Here is a 20057-nt window from a genome sequence, read left to right on the forward strand (position 1 = left end):
GGATTCTACTCTGAAGCCCAACAGAAAACAGCGTAAGCGCACAAAAAGTCAGCTTACTCAGTCGATAAAACATCGGCTCTGGCAATCGCACTCGCCAAATCAGCGCAGTAATACGTTGCCCCCAAAGTGACCATCACGCCAGCACGCTCTAATTTAGCCAAAACGCGCACATTGGCTTCGCAAAGCAAGACCTGCACGCCACGGCGCTGCAACTGCGCAATCGCCTCGTCCAATGCCTGCAAACCGGTAATATCAATAAACGGCACGCGTAATAATCGAATCACCAGCACCTTAGGGTCGGTATGCGTTGCCGCCAGCGCGCGCTCAAAGTTTTCTACTGCACCAAAGAAAAACGGCCCTTCAATCGAATACACCAACACGCCTGCGGGCAGTTGAATTAAACCTTGCTGAATTAATTCCACGCCGATTTGCTGCTCATTGTGCGTAACTACCTCCACTGACATCGACATCCGGCGTAAAAAATGCAGCGTGGCCAAAATCACCCCGATATTCACCGCCACCACCAAGTCGGCAAACACCGTTAACACAAAAGTAATCAGTAAAATCGCCACATCGGCACGCGGGGCATGGGTCAACATATGGCGAAAATGCTTCACTTCGCTCATATTCCACGCCACCACAAACAAGATCGCGGCCAAAGCCGCCAAAGGAATCGACGCGGCCAGCGGCGCTAAAAACAAAATAATAACCAAAAGGGTAATGCCATGCACAATCCCCGCCAAGGGGCTATTGCCGCCGTTGCGAATATTGGTCGCCGTACGCGCAATCGCCCCAGTGGCGGCAAAACCACCAAATAGTGGCGTGACTAAATTGGCCAATCCTTGGCCGACCAGCTCTTGATTTGAATCATGCCGCGTACCCGTCATGCCATCGGCCACCACCGCAGACAGCAATGACTCAATCGCCCCCAGCATGGCAATGGTAAACGCTGGGCCAATCAAATTAATCAATTGCCCGGTACTCACTTGCGGCAGCGAAAACTCCGGCAAGCCTTGCGGAATACCGCCAAACGCTGAGCCGATGGTCGCCACGCCAGCAAAATGAAATTGCGACTGCAACCCTGTTGCCAGCACCATCGCCAGCAATGGCCCGGGGATTTTTTGCGTCCAACGCCATTTGGGCGCAACAATCAGCACGATTAAACTCAACACCGCCAAGCCGGTGGTGGCCCAATGCAAATGGGGTAAAGCCTGCACAGTGAGCCAAAATTTTTGATGAAAATGCTCGCCCTGCACCGCAGGTAGACCAAAAAAAGCCCCCCACTGCCCGACCCAAATAATCACCCCAATCCCAGCGGTAAAGCCAACAATCACCGGCGCAGGAATAAATTTAATCACCCCACCGAGCTTGGCCAAACCCATTAATAGCAAAATCGCGCCGGCCATCATGGTGGCCACTTGCAAGCCAGCGACGCCGTATTGCGCGGTAATGCCGGACAAAATAACAATAAACGCGCCCGTTGGCCCGGCGATCTGAACGCGACTTCCGCCGCAAACGGCCACAATAAAGCCCGCCACAATCGCGGTATAAATCCCTTGTTCGGGCTTGACGCCAGACGCGATGGCAAACGCCATCCCGAGTGGCAAAGCCACCACGCCCACAATCGCCCCAGCTACGATATTGCTCAACCAATTCTTTGGCGCAAGCAGCCCTGCTTTTTGCGCGGCAATCAAAGCAATCACGATGTATGGCCTATGAAGATCAACATGTTTCTTATTGTAGCCTTACATCGGTAATATTTTCATGCGCTAGATCACTACTTACTTTATTTGTTGAACATGCGATGATGACGGGCTGATTCATTTTCAATAGTGCCCACCAGCGTGACCAAGCAGCCCAGCCCATCTTTTGCCGATTTATTTGCCGAAACCTTAAGCGGAAAACCATTTGTGTATGAAGAAGGCGATGAAGTCTCACTCATGTTTGACCTCACCACCGTCCAAAGCCGAATGAAGCGCCAAACCCCGCAAGACCTTATACTAGGGTATACGCGCTCAATGATTGCATTTTGCCTACTGCAAGCCAATACCCAGCATATAGGCATGATTGGCCTCGGCGGCGGCTCGCTCGCCAAATACTGCCATCATTACCTGCCAGACTGCACCATCAAAGTCGCAGAAATCGACGCCGATGTCATTGCCTTGCGCGATCGCTTTGCCATTCCAAACGACTGTGCCCGACTCAAAATTGACTGTGTTGACGGCGCGGCGTGGTTAAAACGCCAATCGGCTTTTGACTCGCTCTTGGTGGATGCCTATAGCCAAAGCGGCATGCCAGAAAGTCTGGCCACGGCGCAATTTTTTGACGATTGCCGCGCGGCTTTAGCTGATCAAGGGGTGTTGGTGGTCAATCTATGGGGTAGCGACGCGCGCTTTGACAGTTACTATCAACGAATTCGCACCGTGTTTGATGGTGCGGCCATCGCCATCGGTGCCGATGGTTGCGCCAATCGAATTGTTTTAGCCATGAACGGCGGCAAGTTCCCGCCAAACTCGCGCGCCATCATGCAACGCGCACAAGCGCTAAGCAAAACGCACAGTGTTGATCTACCGGCCTTAGCGCGCCGAATCGAGCGCGCCTTGCGCCACCCCGACGGACTAGAACCGGCCAATCGCCATATTGAAGCTGCAGGTTGATGTAAAAAAAGCCCAGCATTAGCTGGGCTTTTTTGCGACTCACACCGCGATTAGCGAATGCCGTGCATCATTTTTTGCAATGGCTTGCTGGCAAATAGCAATAAGCCACCCGCCAAGAAAGACATAGCGACAAACAACATAAAGAAGTCGTGCAAATTGCTCACTTGCCAGCCCAAGAAAGACGGAAAAGGTTTGCCTGATTCGGGATAAAACCCAGCCAAAATACCGGCAAACCAATTGGCGGCCGCATTGGCCAAAAACCATACCGCCATCAATAACGACGCAAATCGCGCCGGCGCTAATTTATTCACCAAAGACAGACCAATTGGCGACAAACACAATTCACCCATGGTATGCAGCCAATACATCGACACCAACCACAAGATCGACACCTTCATTCCCGCATCAATGCCATCGACACCAAAAGCAATCACCACATAGCCCAAGCCCAATAAAATCAAACCCCAAGCCATTTTGGTTGGCGACGATGGCTCTTTGCCTTTGGCCGACAAGCTCATCCACAAGCGCGCCATAATCGGCGCAAAGATCAACACAAACACCGGATTTAACGATTGAAACCACGATGCCGGCACTTCAAAACCATAAATCACACGGTCAGTCGATTCGCGGGCAAAAAAGGTGAGTGATACGCCAGCTTGCTCAAATGCCGACCAGAAAAACACCACAAAAAAGGCCAATACGCCGATGACAATCATTCTTTGAATATCAATGGTGCTTAACGAGGTATCAACCTTGCTTTTCTCAAGTGCCGACAACTGCTTGGGCGGCAAACCTAAGATTTGCCCTTCGGGCGACAATAAGTATTTATTTTTAAATGCTTGAAAAATCACCAACGACAGCAGCATCCCAACACCGGCAGCTAAAAAGCCCCAGCGAAAATCAGCCGGATTACCGGTATCACCCAAAGTGCCGCAAATCAATGGCGCACAAAATGAACCTAAATTAATCCCCATATAAAAAATGGTATACGCCGCATCTTTGCGTGCATCATTGGGCGCATACAATTGCCCGACCATGGTGGAAATATTGGGTTTAAAAAAGCCATTGCCCAAACAAATCAAGCCCAAGCCGGAATAAAAGAACGGCAGCGCTAAAGTTAAATTGGTGTAAAACGTGCTGGCAAAAAACAAAGAGAACTGCCCTGCTGCCATCAATAAGCCGCCGACTAAAATCGAGCGCTGATTACCCCAGTAACGATCGGCAATATAACCCCCAATGAGCGGCGTTAAAAAAACCAATCCGGTGTATTGCCCATACAAAGCAGAAGTGAAATGTTTATCAAACGACAGTGCGGAAATCATGAATAAAGCCAATAAAGCACGATTGCCATAATACGAGAACCGTTCCCACATTTCGGTAGCGAAAAGCAGATACAGTCCTTTAGGATGAGCTTGTGTTGCAGACATAGAAGCACGCTATCAATGATTGATTTGCGTTTACCTTAACGCATCAGTCGCCCTCTTGACCAGACTCAGCACACAGACGGACGCCTGAATTCAATAAAAACTGACGAATCGCAAGCGTTTGCGCCAAGGCAAGGTAATTATCACCAAACACCGACAAAGATTGGACTTGCCCCACCAGCGCTAAAGCTTGCTGTTGTGACTCGCTCCAGTCTAGCGCTTGCGAGGTATCGAGCTCCACACCTGATGCCTCATACCCTGCATCGCAATGCCCTATAGTCCCTTCTGAAATTGTCGTCAAACCACGCGCTGCGGCAGCGTGCAGTAGCTCACTTTCCAGTGGCGCCATCACCGATAAATCCGGATCAATTTCAAAAATCAATTGCGCGATTTGATCGGCCAATACCGGATTTTTTGCTGCGTCACGATATAAAGCGCCATGCAATTTAACGTAAGCCACCGCAACCCCGACTTCAATACAGACCGCCTTCATGGCCCATAATTGGGCGGTGATACTAAACACCAATTGCGAGGAATTCATCGAGAGTGATCGTTGCCCCAAATGCAAGCGATCGGGATAGCTCGGCGCCGCGCCAATACGAACCCCGTATTGCTGCGCCAAACGCACCGCCGCACGCATAGAATCAACACTCCCAGCATGTCCGCCGCAAGCGATATTGGCCATAGACACCAGTGGCATCCATAGCGAATCCAAATCCTGATCGCAACCAAAATCAGCGTTTAACTCAAGAAACTCGCCCGGCTCAATCACAACAATGTCCTTTGTGGCAACGATGCGCTTTAGCGCAACCTCGCCAGTGGTAGATAAAAACAAAACCAACCCGCTCAACCAGCGCTCAGCGCGACTAAGGGGCAACAGTACAAACAATTTCTGACGTCAAATTTACAACAGTCGATTTAATAATTATTTAAAATTTCAAATTTCTGAATATAGTTGCTAGGTAAGGCAGATTTTATCAACAAATTAGCCATAATTAAGTTCATGCTTGAAACCGATGCGTATGCCATGACCAATGAGTTCAATTATTTTGTTCACCCCGATCAGCTACAGGTGGGCGTCTATATCCAACTCGATTTGCACTGGATGGCGCATCCATTTAGCTTTGGTAGTTTTAAAATCAAATCTATCGATCAAATCGAGACGTTAAAAAAACTCGGCTTAACTAAAATTCGCTACATCCCCAATAAAAGTGATATTCAGCCCTTGGCGCCAACCTCGCCAGCCCTGACGCCAACTGCCGAGCCCACCCCCATCGCAATCCACAATGAAGTGACTGATCCGGCCGTATTGGCGCTATTGGCCGCAAAACGCCAACGCCAAGCCCAACACGAACAACGTCAAGCGCAACTGGATGCCTGCGAAAAAGCATTCGGCAAAGCGGCAAAGACCGTTAGAAGCATAAATAGTCAAATCCATATTGATGCCAAAAAAACCGTTGCCGCAGCCGATCAACTCGTTAATCAAATGCTCGATTCACTGCTGATAGATGATGATATTGCGATTCACCTAATGAATGGCAATACGCTGGGCGATGAAACTTATTTTCATACTTTAAATGTGGCCGTTTTAGCCCTAATGCTCGGTCGAGCGATGCAGTTGTCACGCGATGATATCCGCACTTTGGGTTTGGCGGCCTTATTTCATGACATCGGAAAAAGCGAAGTCCCAGATCGTATTTTACTGAAAACCGAAGCCTTAAATCGTGCTGAGCAAGCCTTGATGGAGCAACACTCAAAATGGGGTGCCGAGATGGCGCATCGTGCCGGCTTAAGCGCGGGAGTTTTAAAACTGATTGTCCAACATCATGAATACTGTGATGGCTCAGGCTATCCACAGCGCCTGCAATTGGCACAAATTGACCCACTGGCGCGCATTCTGGCCTTGGTCAATACCTACGACAATCACTGCAATCGCAATAATCCAGCGTTGTCTTTAACGCCGCATGAAGGACTGGCGTTGATGTTTACACAACACAAAGCCAAATTTGACCCCGGTCCACTCAATCACTTTATTAAATGCCTTGGTGTCTATCCGCCGGGGACTTTAGTTATTTTATCTAATGACTGTTATGGCTTAGTGGTCTCAGTGAATGCTTCGCGCCCTTTACGACCGCAGGTTTTAGTCTGTGGCATTGAGTCGGGCAGCGAAAACGCCATTATTTTAGATTTGGAGTACGAAAATGGCATCAACATCAGCAAATCCATCAAAGCCAATCAACTGAGCGCAGATGCGGCTCGCGCCTTAAGTCCAAGTAAACGCATGAATTATTTTTTTAGTGCCAGCGAATCAGCATGACCTTACTTGCCCAAAATCTGCTGGATGCCTGCACCACAGCGATTTTAGCTGTCACGCCGCATGATTTACGCATTGTCTCTGCCAATCAAGCCAGTGCTTTGCTGCTCGGTTACACCCAACAGGAATTAATTGGTCGGTCGATTTTAGAGATTGAAACCGGCATACAAGAGCATTTTTTCTGGGATGACGTTCAAAAGGGTGGCAATGCCCACATCAGCCAACTTGAAACCGACTATCGCCATGCACAAGGTTATTTTTTGTCAGTATGCAAAAGCGTACGCAGCACCACCTGGGAAGATCAAGCGCTATGCGTGATTTCTTTTTATGACATCAGCCAGAGTAAACGGCTTGAGCGGGAAAGTGCGCTCACGGCCTCTTTATTATTTGCCACATTAGAATCCACCGCCGATGGCATAGTGGTGACCGATTTGGACGGCCACATTCGCCATTGCAACGCCGCAATGATGCAAATTTGGCAATGGTCGGATACGCGCCAATCTGAAGCTTTATTTGAATGGATTAAACCGCAACTCAAAAATGCCGAAGATTTTCAAAATTGGCTAGATCTACTCTATAGCGACCCCTATCTGGAGTCTCAATTTGCGGCTCACTTACACGACGGTCGATTTTATGACTTTAATAGCCAAGCACAGCGCCTAGGGGAAGCACCAGAGGGGCGGATTTTTAGCGTTCACGACAGCACCGCAATAAAAACCAGCGAAGCGGCGCTGCGTATTGCACACCAAAAAGCGCAGGCGGCCAGTCATGCCAAATCAGAATTTTTATCGCATATGAGCCATGAACTGAGGACACCGCTCAATGCCATTTTAGGCTTTGCCCAACTCATTTTCATCGACACTGATAATCCGCAACGCCTACTGGGTAATTACATTATTAATGCCGGACAGCATTTACTCGACATGATTAATGAAGTGCTCGACTTAGCCAGTATCGAAGCCGGAAAACTCACCTTACGCCACGAAACCATTGACCTCGCGCCGATTGTGCGCGACTGCTGCGAATTAATGCAAAATTTAGCCGCAGAAAAAAACATCCAACTCTTTATTGATCTCCCCCCCAACGTCAGCTGCTGGGTGGAAGGTGACGCGCGCCGAATTAAACAAATTTTATTAAATTTCACTTCCAACGCCGTTAAATACAATCGGCCAGCGGGCTCGGTCACACTCAGCATCAGCCAAACCCAATCAGCCAATTGGCGCTTAATGGTTTCAGATACCGGTTATGGCATTAGCGAGAGCGATCAAGCCCAACTCTTTATGGCTTTTTCTCGGGTTGGCGAGCAACAAGAAGAAATTGAAGGCACCGGCATCGGACTGGCCTTTACGCGCAAACTGGCGCAGCTGATGCAAGGCACTGTCGGCGTCAAGAGCACGCTCAATGTGGGTAGTGATTTTTGGGTGGACTTCCCTGTAGTCACCCCAGCAGCGGTCCCTAGCATCATCAGCGGTTCAACCGAGGCCAAACAGCGGCAAATCTTATACATTGAAGACGATCAACTATCACAAAAACTAATGAGCCGAATACTCGAGCAACAGCGTGCCCATTATGCCTTAGCGCTAGCCAGCACCGCCGCCGAAGGCTTATTGCTGGCGCAACAGCAAATTCCCGATTTAATCTTGCTCGATCGCCACCTGCCTGACGCCACTGGCGCTAGTTTGCTGGTGCAATTAAGAATGGACGAAACCACACGGCATATCCCGGTGATTGCTCTATCGGGAGACGCTTTGGCCGAAGATATTCATCAAGCCATCCAACTCGGATTTGATGCTTATTTGACCAAGCCACTGGATATTGCCAAAGCGCTCCCGATTATCGACAATGCACTCGGCTATATCCATAAGGGTATATAGCGCTAGTCAGCGTATTAATTAAACTTCAATCAAATACCCCGTGCTGAGCCAAAGCCCACAACACATGCTCACGCACCATTTCATGGTCAATATCGCGCCGAGCTTGTAAAGCGGTGACGACTTCAGGCGTGGTGCTAGCATTGCCTAAGCCCACCGCCAAATTTCTCAGCCACGCCCAATAGCCAATTCGGTAAATCGGGCTCCCCGCCATTTTTTGTTGAAAGTCGGTTTCAGACCATGAAAACAACGTTAATAAACTGACATCATCTAAACCATGGCGAATCACAAAATCAGTTTCAGGGCTGGTTTTGGCAAAACGATTCCACGGACAAACCAATTGGCAATCATCGCAACCATACACTCGGTTGCCAATTTGCGCGCGAAACTCGATTGGAATCGCGCCTTTTAATTCGATGGTTAAGTACGAAATACACCGCCGGGCATCCACGATATACGGCGCCACAATCGCCTGCGTAGGGCAGGCGTCGATGCATGCAGTGCATTGACCGCAATGCTCTTTGGGCAGCGGTGGGTCAGCAGGCAAGGCCACATCTAAAAACAGTTCGCCAATAAAAAAGAACGAACCATATTGCCGATTAATTAATAAACTATGTTTGCCGCGCCAACCATTGCCCGCTTGTTTGGCTAATTCAACTTCAAGGACTGGGGCCGAATCAACAAACACCCGATACCCCATTGGGCCAACTAAATCGGTAATTTTTTCGGCCAATTCTTGCAGACGATTACGCAAAACTTTGTGATAATCACGCCCTAAGGCGTAACGCGAGATATACGCCCTATTGGTATCGGCCAAGACTTCTTCTGGGTCAACGCCACCAGAAAGATACGGCATAAAAACGGTAATCACCGATAAAGTGCCCGGCACTAATTCGGCGGCTCTGGCGCGCTTTAAGCCATGCCTTGCCATATAATCCATTTCGCCGTGATACCCTGCGGCCAACCATTGGCTTAAACCCGCTTCGGCATGGCTTAAATCAATATTGGCAATAGCGGCAGCGGCAAAGCCAAGCTTGTGCGCCCAATCTTTAATTGATTGCGCAATAACCTGTTCATTGAGTGGTAAATGTATAAATTCAGTCATATTGCAAATGATACCGCGTTCAGCGCTTTTTTAAACGATGAAGCCGCTACGCTGGATTTTGGCCGCCAAATTGCGCAGGTATTACACGCTGGCATGGTGGTGTTTTTAGAAGGCAATTTGGGGGCAGGAAAAACCACGCTAACGCGCGGTATTTTACGTGGAGCGGGTTTTACAGGGCGAGTTAAAAGCCCAACCTATACCTTAGTAGAACCTTACCCTTTGCTTGGACTTAAAGCCGATTCTAAATTATACTTTTATCACTTTGATTTATATCGATTTAATGATCCAAGCGAATGGGAAGACGCCGGCTTTAGGGATTACTTTAATGCCGAATCAGTGTGCTTAATTGAATGGGCCGATAAAGCCAGCGGACAACTCCCCACACCCGATTGGATTATTCAATTAATACCCGAAGGCGAAGGCCGAAAAATTTTATTGTTCGCTACCAGTGAGTTAGGCCAAACATGCCAGAACGCTTTGACCTTAGCAGTCCAATCAGCGCAATGAATTGCGAATTAAATTTAAATCGCCGCGACGTATTGCGGGCCGCGGCCGCGACGTTGATTTTATCGGTAAGCCCAGTCAGTCTTGCTGGTACTGCCAGCGTTGTTGCGGTTCGCGTTTGGCCCTCGGCGGCGTATACCCGCGTCACGATTGAATCGTCTGAACCGCTCCCCTTTAATCAATTTATGATTAAAGACCCAGATCGCCTGGTCATTGACCTGCACGGTATTGATTTAAACAATGAATTACAAAGTTTGGCCGGTAAGGTCGGCGGCGATGATCCGTATATCAAATTACTGCGCGCTGCGCGCAATAAACCCGGCACAGTGCGCTTGGTTTTAGACTTAAAAACTCAAGTCAGCCCGCAAGTGTTTACCCTCGCGCCATTTTCAGAATACAAGCATCGTTTGGTGATTGATCTTTATCCGACCGAGCAAAACGATCCATTACTGGCCTTACTCAACGACAATCCAAGCGCCGCTGCGGCCAGCGCGATGCAGGCCAAGCCGGTTGAGCCCAAAGTGGCCGAAGCCGCCAAGCCCGTTGAACCTAGCAAAGCCAATGACAACACGGTCGATCGCAATAAGCTAAAAGTAGATCGTTTAATTACCGTAGTGCTCGATCCTGGCCATGGTGGTGAAGATCCGGGCGCGGTAGGCCCATCTGGCACGCATGAAAAAGTCGTCGTTTTGCAAATTGCCAAAAAACTCAAAGCGCTACTCGAAAACGAAGCCAATGTGCGCGTTGTGCTCACGCGCGATGGTGATTATTTTGTGCCGCTGGGTGTGCGCGTTAAAAAGGCGCGCGCGGTCAATGCCGATTTATTTGTCTCCATTCACGCCGATGCCTTTGTGCGCCCTAGTGCCAATGGCTCATCGGTTTTTGCCCTATCCGAAGGTGGCGCGACCAGCAGCCAAGCGCGCTGGTTGGCACAAACGCAAAATGATGCCGATTTAATTGGTGGGATTAAAATCAAAACTGAAAATCCGTATTTGGCACGTACTTTAATGGATTTAACGACGACAGCAACGATTAACGACAGCATGAAGCTGGGCAAAGCCATGCTCGGTGAGATTGGTACGATCAATCGCTTACATAAACCGAGCGTTGAACAAGCCAATTTTGCGGTGCTTAAAGCGCCAGATATTCCATCGATTTTGGTTGAAACTGCGTTTATTTCAAATCCAGATGAAGAACAAAAACTCATTTCTGATACGTATCAAGACAAAATGGCTCAAGCCTTACACAAAGGCATTAAACGCTATTTTGCTAAAAACCCACCGCTCGCTAAAACTCGCATCGCACAAAACTAATCACATGCTTATAAGTGCATCTCCAATGCATGATTAACGGCAGCGATCAACTTAGCGGCAGTAAATGGCTTAACCAAAAACCCCGACGCGCCCATGGTGAGGGATGTTCTTACTCTTTCCGCGGTGGGCTCGGCGGTGACCATAATGACTTTCGGTGCTGGCTCTAGCTTTAAAATTTGCCCGAGTAAATCAATGCCGTTTGACTCGGGCAAATTAATATCCAGCAACACCAATTTAGGGTGTAAATCTAAGCAAAATCGAAACCCATCTTGCGCATGACTTGCTTCGCCAACGACTTCAAATTCAAGGCTACGCATCAAACTGGCCATTAGATTTCTTAAAATTCCATCATCATCAATGACCACACAGCTTGGTTTTTTGTGCATCAGCTACATTCCTCATCAGGCTGGCTGGTATACTTCTGCCTCTTTCGCTTTTACCACCATAGTTCAAATTCATGCCACGCATCCAAAGACTTTCTGATCACCTTGTCAATCAAATCGCCGCTGGCGAGGTGGTTGAGCGCCCTGCGTCGGCATTAAAAGAACTATTAGAAAACAGCATTGATGCCGGCAGCACAAGCTTGCAAATTGAACTGCAAGCCGGCGGCAGCAAGCTCATTAAAGTGATTGACGATGGCTGCGGCATCGCCAAAGACGATCTCGGTCTGGCTTTGCATCGCCATGCCACCAGCAAAATCAGCAGCATGGATGACTTAGCCAAGGTTGGTACTTTGGGTTTTCGCGGGGAAGGCTTGGCCTCGATTGCCTCCGTCTCTCGGCTGAGTTTAACCAGTCGCTTTACTGAAAACGATCAATTATCTGCCCATGCGTGGCGGGTTGAAGCCGATCATGGTCATCTACTAGAACCCGAGCCCGCCGCTTTAGCCTGCGGCACCACCATCGAAGTACACGAGCTGTATACGCAAGTGCCGGCACGGAAAAAATTCTTAAAATCCGACAGCACCGAATACGCTCACTGCCTGAGCATGGTTGAGCGCTTGGCACTGGCTAATCCGCAAATTCAAATCACCTTGTTGCATAACGGCAAAGCGCAGCAGCGCTGGCTGGCGGGTGATTTAGCCAAACGCGCCGCAGCGATTATCGGTGATGAGTTTGTGCAATCGGGGATTGTGGTTGACGAAGGTTTTGGTAGTTTGCGACTGCATGGCATCACCGGCTCCCCCACACTAGGAAAAACCAGCCGCGAAGCACAATACTTTTTTGTGAATGGGCGCTTTGTTCGCGACAAAGTGGTCATGCATGCGCTTAAAGAAGCCTACCGCGATGTACTACACCACAATCTGCACGCGTCATTTTGCCTGTTTTTAGAGCTCGATCCCGAAGGCGTGGATGTCAACGTCCACCCCACCAAAATTGAAGTGCGCTTTCGCGAAAGCCAAGCCATCTATCGCTTTTTGCTGACCAGCTTATCTAAAGCCCTCGCCCAAACAAAAGCCGGTAAGCAACCAGAGGGTATAGACACCGAGACTGGAGAAATAAAAACCCCAGTAGCAATACCCCAAGAAAACAACTACAAACCGCAAGATTACGCCAAAATGGCGTATCGCCAACAATCGATACCGCTCGCTCCGATTGCAGGTGAAGGGCTGCAAGTTTACGAAACCATGTTTGCCGATTTGCGCCAAAGTGCCGCTAGTGCCGCCAGCGTCGATGCTTCACCCGCTTACCGTGCACCGATTGATCCTGCGCCAGTTATGCCAACAATCAGCAGCACACCCGAGCCAGAGCACCGCCCGAAGATCGGCGGCGCTAGCATTGATCAGCCTGCGCCATGGCTTGCAACACCGCGCACCAAGCTACCACCGAGTGAGGAAAATGGCGCGCCGCCATTGGGTTTTGCGCTCGGCCAATTGCACGGCGTTTATATTTTGAGCCAAACCAACGAAGGCCTGATCGTCGTCGATATGCACGCTGCGCATGAACGCGTAGTGTATGAAAAACTCAAAACGGCACTCGACTTAGCCAATATGCCGATGCAGCCTTTGCTCATACCGCATGTATTTAACGCCGACAAATTTGACATCGCCACCGTCGAAGACTTTGGTGAACACCTTGCCGATTTAGGACTGGAAATCTCAGTCACCTCGCCCACACAGCTCTCAGTTCGCGCCGTGCCGATGTTGTTACAAAACAGCAATCCGGTTGAATTAGCCCAAGCCATGCTGCGCGATATTCGCCAAGTGGGCGTCTCGCAAGTGCTATCAGGTCGTCGTAACGAGCTATTGGCCACCATGGCCTGCCACGGCGCGGTGCGCGCCAACCGTCAGCTCACGCTACCGGAAATGAACGCTTTATTGCGAGAAATGGAAGTCACCGAGCGATCCGGCCAATGCAATCACGGCCGACCGACGTGGTTTCGCCTCACCATGAATGACCTTGATAAAATGTTTATGCGGGGGCAGTAATGAATTTTGTGCTGCATCCGGTATGACCACGACGCAAAGCTGCAACTCCAAACTTAATCGATCTACTTTTGCCACGGCCCAATCATGAATCCACTTCCTCCTGCTATTTTCATCATGGGGCCTACGGCCAGCGGCAAAACGGCGACGGCCATGCGGCTCATCGAGCTGGGGCTGCCGGTTGAACTCATTTCAGTCGATTCGGCACTCGTGTTTAAAGACATGGATATTGGCAGCGCCAAACCCAGCAAAGCCGAACTTGTGGCGGCGCCGCACCATTTAATCGACATCATCGACCCGACTGAGGTCTATTCAGCCGCACAATTTAGGCTCGATGCCCGCGCCTTGATGGACGACATTATCGCGCGTGGCAAAGTGCCGGTGCTAGTTGGCGGCACTATGCTGTATTTCAACACCTTGCAACAAGGCATTCACGACCTACCCACGGCCGATGCCGAGCTGCGCGCCCAAATTCATTTAGACGCTCAAGCTATCGGCTGGGCTGCGATGCACCAACGATTAGCCGCATTAGACCCCATCACCGCGGCTCGGCTTGACCCCAATGACACACAAAGAATCGAGCGTGCGTTAGAAGTCTGCATTTTGTCGGGTAAAGCCATGTCGAGCATATTAGCCGAGCCCGCCAAAGAGATACTCCCCTACGATTTACTCAAAATTGCCTTAGTGCCAAGTGATCGTTCCGTGCTTCACCAACGGATTGCGCTGCGTTTTGATCAAATGCTCAATGATGGCTTATTGGCCGAAGTGCAAATGCTGCGCGCCAAATACCCGCTCAATCTGGATTTACCATCCATGCGCTGCGTCGGCTACCGACAAGCATGGAGTCATTTAGATGGTGAATATGATTTAGCCACCTGCCGCGAAAAAGGCATTGCCGCCACCCGCCAACTCGCCAAACGTCAACTCACGTGGTTACGTAGCATGGATGACTGCGACTTAATTGACTGCGTTAGAAATGATGCAGCAATAAAATCAATTGAATTAATAGAGAAAAAATTACAAATAAATAAAAAAATGTAAAAAACAATAAATTATAAAACCCTTAAATAAGGAATTAATTAATTACCACTTATCCATAAAATTAACATTCATTCTTGCTTTGTAACGCACATCAATTTAAAACTAGTGCTAATGCATTATCTCAATCGCTTGATTTGAGATTTGCCCACTTTAAACTGCGTACGGAGCATGTTATGAAACATCTTAAAAAACTTGCAATTATTGCCGCCCTACTAAGCACTTCGTCTTTTGCGCAGATCTCCGCAAGTGGGCGAATTATCGACGGCACCACATTTAGCACCAATAATGCATTCCAATTTTTTAATGATTCCACCGCTGGCGAATACATCACCTCATTAACTTGGGACTTAACACCCATTGGCGGTTTTTTTGATACCACCGGAGCGAACCCAGGCAATAGCTATTCAGGCTTAGTGATTAACACTTCAACTGGCGGTGTTTCAGCCACCGCCCCCAGCAATGCTGCGTTAGATGGCAAGCGAACCGTGACTTTTGGTTTTACGGATAATACATTCGCTGCCGGGAAAAAATTCATTTTTGGTGTTGATACTGACTTATCTAGCTGCATTGATTGCAACGGCATTAATGGCGCGGGTTTTATTGGCGCCACAGTATCAGCAAAATTCTCTGACGGACAAACTCGTTATGGCACTTACACCGGCACTAACCTAAAAGGATTTGGCTCAGAGGTAAGTATCACTCAACCTGTGCCAGAACCAGAAACCTATGCGCTAATGGGGCTTGGCTTGGTCGGTTTACTCGCTGCTCGCCATCGCAAATCACGGCATATGAAGTAATTCAAGTTTTCGGGCAATAAAAAACGGCATTCATGCCGTTTTTTATTGCCCGCAGCCAGATATTTACAAATCCTTTCTAGCTGCTGAATAAATAAATTATTTACTCACTTAAAATCCCAAATTTCCTCGAACGAAAACAAATAAGCAAATCATTAAATTCAGCTTCAGTGCACGATTAGCAATAAATTCAATTTCAATTTTTATTTGATTTATCCCGAATAAATATCTGATATTCCCTTCACTATCATCTTGCAGCACTAACACCCTAAAGCAAATATGACAGCGAGCGCCCATCTCACCCTAGATGGCATACCGTCGCATAAATGACAACACCAACGCGTTTCAAACAGTTGTTTTTATTTCTCCTTTACCGATCTCTGGCACAATCTTTGTACACAAAAAACGCAAGTACGCCACGCAACCCGGCCCGCTAATTTGGCGCAAATGCGCCCCTTATCCAAGAGTCATCGCATGCCAAATTTACACTTAGAGATCAAAGGCCCAATTGCCTACGTTGCACTCAATCGCCCAGAAAAACGCAATGCAATGTCGTTTTCGCTACTAATGGATTTAATTGAAACCGCCAAACAATTAAAGAAAAACAAGCAAATTCGCTGCGTTATCCTTCTAGGGCAAGGAGAGTCTTTTAGCGCGGGCATCGATTTGAACGACTTAAATCAAGCTAAAAATCGCTGGTTTGCAATGTGGCAACTGATTAAGCCGGGGCAAAGCGTGTTTCAAAAAGCATTTTTAATTTGGCAAACGCTGCCATTTCCGGTGATCGCCGTTTTGCATGGTCATTGTTTTGGTGCCGGTATGCAGCTCGCTTTAGCGGCTGACTTTCGAATTGCCGCGCCAGATTGTCAACTATCCATTATGGAAAGTCGCTGGGGGCTGGTGCCCGATATGGGTATTACACAAACGCTGCGCGGATTAATCGCCAGTGATGTCGCCAAAGAACTCACCTTTACTGGGCGCATTTTGAGTGGCATCGAAGCCAAAGCGCTGGGATTAATTAGCGCAGTCGATGAAACGCCGTTAATTGCGGCCACTGCAATGGCAGAGCGTTTTTGTCAAAAATCGCCCGACGCTTTGCACGCCGGCAAGCAAGTACTCAATGCCATGCACCTCAAGCCAAGCAAAGCCTTACGTCTCGAGAAAATCTGGCAGCTTAAATTACTACTGGGGAGAAATAGTCGCTTAGCGCGTAAAGCCAGCAAAGACCTCACGGTTCAGTTTGCCCCGCGCCAGTACGATTAACTGTCCTTCTCTACGCCAGTACGATTGTGATTGCGTATCGCGGTACTTAAAGCGCATCTGCAAAAAAAAACAGCAACCTCAAAAAATATTTTTTTCAGACGTAAAAAAACCACTTCTTAGCGAAGTGGTTTTTTGCATTTAAACCGGCAAGCTCAGCGCCGCTTATGCACCCAACGCTTTTAGCGTTTGCTCACGCACCACATCAACCGCTTGCGTGCCATCGATTTTGATGTATTTCGGCGCATTGCCATGGCCAGAAGCCGCCAATTTACCGTAAAAATCAACCAAGACTTCGGTTTGCTCGTGATAAACGCCCAAACGCTTTAAGACCACGTCTTCTTTATCGTCATCACGCTGCACCAAAGGCTCGCCCGTTTCATCATCAATGCCTTCCACTTTTGGTGGATTGTATTTGATGTGGAAAGTACGGCCCGAAGCCACGTGCACACGGCGGCCGGCCATACGATCAACGATGTTGGCATCTGGCACGTCGATTTCAACGACGTAATCAATATCAACACCCGCCGCGATCATCGCCTCAGCTTGTGGAATCGTGCGTGGAAAGCCATCAAACAAGAAACCATTGGCGCAATCGGCTTGTGCAATACGCTCTTTAACCAGACCAATAATAATGTCATCGCGCACCAAACCGCCGGCATCCATAATGGCTTTTGCTTCTAGCCCTAAGGGCGTGCCTGCTTTAACCGCAGCGCGCAGCATGTCGCCAGTCGAGATTTGTGGAATGCCAAATTGTTCGCGGATAAAGTTCGCCTGTGTCCCTTTACCAGCGCCTGGCGCGCCCAAAAGAATTAATCGCATGGTGTTTTCCTAGTGGTTTGAAAGTACGAATACTCAGTAGTGCTCAACGCAAATAGAATATTTCTTATATTTAAAACAAGGTATTAAAAAACAAAGCCAGCGCAGCAATCAGCATGGTCATCAAAGTGAGCACCATCCCAGCAACACGGAATTTAAGCTTCTCTTTAAGCTGACTAATCGCATAAGCATGCAAGATTCGGCCTAATAATAAAGCCAAACCCAAGCCTTGTAATAATAAATGCGCCGCATTTTGCATTTCGAGTAAAAACAACAACAGCAAGCAAAACGGCACGTACTCGGCAAAATTAGCATGCGCCCGAATGGCCCGATTTAACTCGGGTTGTTGTTGATCCCCCAAAGCGGCGCTAAATTTACGCCGCAGCTTAATCACGCGAAAGGTCAAATACAAATAGAGCAGGCACAGCAATGCGGCGTAGAAAGCTACAATTTGCATATCAACCTCGCTGATTAGCCCTGCTGGGCAACGATTGCGCGCACTCGCGCTAGATCTTCAGGGGTATCAACCCCAGCGGCAGGCGCGCTACTGGCAATATGCACGCCAATAGCAAAGCCATGCCACAGCACGCGCAATTGCTCTAGCGCCTCAACTTGCTCGAGCGGTGACACGGCTAAATCACGGTACTGGCGTAAAAAGCCCGCTCTATAGGCGTATAGGCCGATATGTCTTTGCGCGCCTAGATTAGCGGGCAATACCCAGTCGGCATCTTCATTGTCAGCAGCAAAAGCATCGCGGTGCCACGGCATCGGCGCGCGGCTAAAAAACAGCGCTTTTTGCTGTGCATCGCAGACCACTTTCACCGCATTGGGATTAAAAAATTCTTCCGCATCAGTAATCGGGTGGCTGGCCGTCGCCATCGCCCAACTTGGATTAGCGCTCAGCGCTGCGGCTACGGCATTGATGAGTTCTGGATCAATCAAAGGCTCATCGCCTTGCACGTTGACCACAATGGCGTCATCAGGCAGTTCCAAACGATCCACCGCTTCGGCCAATCGATCGGTACCAGACGCATGATCAGCTCGCGTTAACAACGAGGCGTAGCCCGCCGAGGTCACTGCGTCTTGAATCGGCATCGCGTCGGCAGCCACCACCACCATAGAGGCATTTGAGCGCAAAGCTTGCTCAACCACCCGCACCACCATCGGTTTGCCACCAATGTCGGCCAAAGGCTTATTGGGCAAGCGCGTTGAATTAAGTCGCGCCGGAATAATCGCCACAAAGCTCATTATTCAAACTCTTCTGGGCTAAGTTCGCGTGCTTCGCTCACCAGCATCACCGGGATGCCATCTTTAATTGGGAATGCCAAACGATCTGCTTTGGAGATCAACTCTTGCTTGGCCTTATCGTAAATCAAAGGGCCTTTTGAAACTGGGCTCACTAGAATTTCCAGTAGCTTAGCGTCCATTTTGATACTCCGTAATTGCAGATAAAGTAGCTTGCAGCCAGTCCGCCAGATTCGGTTCAATCTGCGCTGTCACTGGCAAGACCCAGATTCTATCACCGTCTGCCATTAAATTTAAGGCAGCGAGCTTCACCGCGTCCTTTTCCGTAACGATCATCGCGCCGCTAGCGGGCAAATCGGCAGCGCAAAAAGCATGATGATCGGGCATTGCTTGCTCAATAAACTGGTAATTCAAACCGCGTAGCGTGGCAAAAAAACGCGCAGGATTGCCCATCCCCACCATCGCCGTCAGCGATTCACCGGCAAAATCTACCGCATGGCGCTTTATTTCTGGGTGGTGTAATTGATAGCAAGCACTTGCCGCCAATTGCATCACAAACTGCGGCGGGTATGGCTTGCCAAGCAAGTCTAAATCTGGCTTACCATTCAATACCACCGCCGAAACTTGCCCTAAGCGGCCACGCGGCTCGCGTAGCGGCCCAGCCGGCAAACGTAAACCATTACCTAAACCGCGCGCGGCATCAATCACACACAACTCAATATCGCGCGCCAAAGCATAATGCTGCAAACCATCGTCACACAAAAGCACATTCACCGCCGGATGTGCCGCCAGCAACGCCTGCCCCGCACTTGCGCGCTGCCTTGCGACAAACACCGGCACCTGAGTTGCCCGCGCCAATAGCAGCGGCTCATCGCCCACCACCGCCGGATCGCTATCAACCGTCACCGCCAGCGGCGTATGGCGATCATCGCCGCTGCGGGCATAGCCGCGAGAAATAATCCCGACTTGCCAACCTAGCTGCGTTAATTGCTGCGCCAAATAAATCGTCAACGGCGTTTTACCCGTGCCGCCAACAGTGATATTGCCCACCACCACCACCGGCACCGGCAAACGCGTTGATGGTTTGATTTTGAGTTGAAACAGCAGCGCATTGAGCTTAGCGAGTAGCGCAAACAGCATGGAAAGCGGCCACAGTAAAATCGCCCAAATCGTTAAGCGGCCATACCAAATTCGGTTGAGAAAGGATTCAATATTCATAAACACATCATCGTAGGGCGGGTTAGCCTTTAGGCGTAACCCGCCAATTGGATTCAGACAGAACAAC

General features: G+C 49.2%; 19 protein-coding genes. 9 read left to right on the forward strand and 10 right to left on the reverse strand.

Annotated features, from left to right (window positions below; translation table 11 throughout):
- Positions 1-53: 53 nt before the first annotated feature.
- Positions 54-1703, reverse strand: a complete 1650-nt coding sequence (locus tag HQN60_RS14955; protein ID WP_173534417.1) for a SulP family inorganic anion transporter — start codon at positions 1701-1703, stop codon at positions 54-56.
- Between the two features lie 141 nt (positions 1704-1844).
- On the opposite strand from HQN60_RS14955, the gene HQN60_RS14960 reads away from it, so the two are divergent.
- Positions 1845-2657, forward strand: coding sequence for a fused MFS/spermidine synthase (locus tag HQN60_RS14960; protein ID WP_173534418.1), 813 nt, complete (start codon positions 1845-1847; stop codon positions 2655-2657).
- 50 nt (positions 2658-2707) lie between these two features.
- On the opposite strand, the gene HQN60_RS14965 is transcribed toward HQN60_RS14960, so the two are convergent.
- Both HQN60_RS14965 and HQN60_RS14970 read right to left on the reverse strand, forming a co-directional pair.
- Positions 2708-4084: a peptide MFS transporter gene (locus HQN60_RS14965; RefSeq protein WP_173534419.1), complete on the reverse strand. Its 1377-nt coding sequence runs from the start codon at positions 4082-4084 to the stop codon at positions 2708-2710.
- A 43-nt stretch (positions 4085-4127) separates the two neighbouring features.
- On the reverse strand, positions 4128-4853 hold the full coding sequence (locus HQN60_RS14970) for a LamB/YcsF family protein (protein ID WP_254456641.1): 726 nt from the start codon (positions 4851-4853) through the stop codon (positions 4128-4130).
- 231 nt (positions 4854-5084) lie between these two features.
- On the opposite strand from HQN60_RS14970, the gene HQN60_RS14975 reads away from it, so the two are divergent.
- Positions 5085-6398: a cyclic di-GMP phosphodiesterase gene (locus HQN60_RS14975; protein ID WP_173534420.1), complete on the forward strand. Its 1314-nt coding sequence runs from the start codon at positions 5085-5087 to the stop codon at positions 6396-6398.
- Positions 6395-8269 carry a PAS domain-containing hybrid sensor histidine kinase/response regulator gene (locus tag HQN60_RS14980; protein WP_173534421.1) on the forward strand — a complete coding sequence of 625 codons (1875 nt, stop codon included), beginning with the start codon at positions 6395-6397 and terminating at the stop codon, positions 8267-8269. Before HQN60_RS14975 ends, HQN60_RS14980 begins: the two co-directional genes overlap by 4 nt.
- A gap of 25 nt (positions 8270-8294) precedes the next feature.
- Here the strand turns inward: HQN60_RS14980 and queG are convergent, their stop codons facing one another.
- Complete coding sequence (gene queG, locus HQN60_RS14985) at positions 8295-9371, reverse strand: tRNA epoxyqueuosine(34) reductase QueG (protein WP_173534422.1); 1077 nt, start codon at positions 9369-9371, stop codon at positions 8295-8297.
- Here queG and tsaE point away from each other — a divergent pair, their 5' ends adjacent.
- Together tsaE and HQN60_RS14995 are read left to right on the forward strand one after the other, a co-directional pair.
- Positions 9372-9878 carry a tRNA (adenosine(37)-N6)-threonylcarbamoyltransferase complex ATPase subunit type 1 TsaE gene (tsaE, locus tag HQN60_RS14990; protein ID WP_217390406.1) on the forward strand — a complete coding sequence of 169 codons (507 nt, stop codon included), beginning with the start codon at positions 9372-9374 and terminating at the stop codon, positions 9876-9878.
- On the forward strand, positions 9875-11188 hold the full coding sequence (locus HQN60_RS14995) for an N-acetylmuramoyl-L-alanine amidase (RefSeq protein WP_217390156.1): 1314 nt from the start codon (positions 9875-9877) through the stop codon (positions 11186-11188). Before tsaE ends, HQN60_RS14995 begins: the two co-directional genes overlap by 4 nt.
- An 8-nt stretch (positions 11189-11196) precedes the next feature.
- On the opposite strand, the gene HQN60_RS15000 is transcribed toward HQN60_RS14995, so the two are convergent.
- Positions 11197-11574, reverse strand: a complete 378-nt coding sequence (locus HQN60_RS15000) for a response regulator (RefSeq protein WP_173534425.1) — start codon at positions 11572-11574, stop codon at positions 11197-11199.
- Between the two features lie 71 nt (positions 11575-11645).
- On the opposite strand from HQN60_RS15000, the gene mutL reads away from it, so the two are divergent.
- The 4 genes from mutL (at position 11646) to HQN60_RS15020 (ending at position 16711) form a co-directional block, all read left to right on the forward strand.
- Positions 11646-13616 carry a DNA mismatch repair endonuclease MutL gene (mutL, locus tag HQN60_RS15005; RefSeq protein ID WP_173534426.1) on the forward strand — a complete coding sequence of 657 codons (1971 nt, stop codon included), beginning with the start codon at positions 11646-11648 and terminating at the stop codon, positions 13614-13616.
- An 84-nt stretch (positions 13617-13700) separates the two neighbouring features.
- A complete protein-coding gene (gene miaA, locus HQN60_RS15010; RefSeq protein ID WP_173534427.1) occupies positions 13701-14654 on the forward strand; it encodes a tRNA (adenosine(37)-N6)-dimethylallyltransferase MiaA in 954 nt (317 codons plus the stop codon).
- A 173-nt stretch (positions 14655-14827) separates the two neighbouring features.
- The gene (locus HQN60_RS15015; protein WP_173534428.1) at positions 14828-15451 is read left to right on the forward strand and encodes a PEP-CTERM sorting domain-containing protein; all 624 of its coding nucleotides are present in this window, start codon (positions 14828-14830) and stop codon (positions 15449-15451) included.
- A gap of 471 nt (positions 15452-15922) precedes the next feature.
- Entirely contained in the window at positions 15923-16711 is a 789-nt protein-coding gene (locus HQN60_RS15020) for a crotonase/enoyl-CoA hydratase family protein (RefSeq protein WP_173534429.1), read from the forward strand.
- Between the two features lie 162 nt (positions 16712-16873).
- Here HQN60_RS15020 and adk read toward each other — a convergent pair whose 3' ends face one another.
- The 5 genes from adk to lpxK all read right to left on the reverse strand — a co-directional run bounded on the left by adk (position 16874) and on the right by lpxK (position 19990).
- Positions 16874-17530, reverse strand: coding sequence for an adenylate kinase (adk, locus tag HQN60_RS15025; protein WP_173534430.1), 657 nt, complete (start codon positions 17528-17530; stop codon positions 16874-16876).
- 70 nt (positions 17531-17600) lie between these two features.
- A complete protein-coding gene (locus tag HQN60_RS15030; protein WP_173534431.1) occupies positions 17601-17984 on the reverse strand; it encodes an MAPEG family protein in 384 nt (127 codons plus the stop codon).
- 14 nt (positions 17985-17998) lie between these two features.
- A complete protein-coding gene (gene kdsB / locus HQN60_RS15035; protein WP_373281562.1) occupies positions 17999-18778 on the reverse strand; it encodes a 3-deoxy-manno-octulosonate cytidylyltransferase in 780 nt (259 codons plus the stop codon).
- Entirely contained in the window at positions 18775-18954 is a 180-nt protein-coding gene (locus HQN60_RS15040; protein WP_173534433.1) for a Trm112 family protein, read from the reverse strand. The genes kdsB and HQN60_RS15040 overlap by 4 nt, the downstream gene beginning before the upstream one ends.
- Positions 18944-19990: a tetraacyldisaccharide 4'-kinase gene (lpxK, locus tag HQN60_RS15045; RefSeq protein WP_173534434.1), complete on the reverse strand. Its 1047-nt coding sequence runs from the start codon at positions 19988-19990 to the stop codon at positions 18944-18946. Before lpxK ends, HQN60_RS15040 begins: the two co-directional genes overlap by 11 nt.
- Between the last annotated feature and the right edge of the window lie 67 nt (positions 19991-20057).

Source organism: Deefgea piscis (assembly GCF_013284055.1).
In the GTDB taxonomy this organism is placed as follows: domain Bacteria; phylum Pseudomonadota; class Gammaproteobacteria; order Burkholderiales; family Chitinibacteraceae; genus Deefgea; species Deefgea piscis.

Excerpts from the sequence above, each read along its gene's own strand:
- HQN60_RS14965 (WP_173534419.1), bottom strand. The coding sequence starts at position 4,084 with ATGTCTGCAACACAAGCTCATCCTAAAGGACTGTATCTGCTTTTCGCT.
- HQN60_RS14975 (WP_173534420.1), top strand. The coding sequence starts at position 5,085 with ATGCTTGAAACCGATGCGTATGCCATGACCAATGAGTTCAATTATTTT.
- HQN60_RS14980 (WP_173534421.1), top strand. The coding sequence starts at position 6,395 with ATGACCTTACTTGCCCAAAATCTGCTGGATGCCTGCACCACAGCGATT.
- queG (WP_173534422.1), bottom strand. The coding sequence starts at position 9,371 with ATGACTGAATTTATACATTTACCACTCAATGAACAGGTTATTGCGCAA.
- HQN60_RS14995 (WP_217390156.1), top strand. The coding sequence starts at position 9,875 with ATGAATTGCGAATTAAATTTAAATCGCCGCGACGTATTGCGGGCCGCG.
- HQN60_RS15000 (WP_173534425.1), bottom strand. The coding sequence starts at position 11,574 with ATGCACAAAAAACCAAGCTGTGTGGTCATTGATGATGATGGAATTTTA.
- mutL (WP_173534426.1), top strand. The coding sequence starts at position 11,646 with ATGCCACGCATCCAAAGACTTTCTGATCACCTTGTCAATCAAATCGCC.
- miaA (WP_173534427.1), top strand. The coding sequence starts at position 13,701 with ATGAATCCACTTCCTCCTGCTATTTTCATCATGGGGCCTACGGCCAGC.
- HQN60_RS15015 (WP_173534428.1), top strand. The coding sequence starts at position 14,828 with ATGAAACATCTTAAAAAACTTGCAATTATTGCCGCCCTACTAAGCACT.
- HQN60_RS15020 (WP_173534429.1), top strand. The coding sequence starts at position 15,923 with ATGCCAAATTTACACTTAGAGATCAAAGGCCCAATTGCCTACGTTGCA.
- adk (WP_173534430.1), bottom strand. The coding sequence starts at position 17,530 with ATGCGATTAATTCTTTTGGGCGCGCCAGGCGCTGGTAAAGGGACACAG.
- HQN60_RS15030 (WP_173534431.1), bottom strand. The coding sequence starts at position 17,984 with ATGCAAATTGTAGCTTTCTACGCCGCATTGCTGTGCCTGCTCTATTTG.
- HQN60_RS15040 (WP_173534433.1), bottom strand. The coding sequence starts at position 18,954 with ATGGACGCTAAGCTACTGGAAATTCTAGTGAGCCCAGTTTCAAAAGGC.
- lpxK (WP_173534434.1), bottom strand. The coding sequence starts at position 19,990 with ATGAATATTGAATCCTTTCTCAACCGAATTTGGTATGGCCGCTTAACG.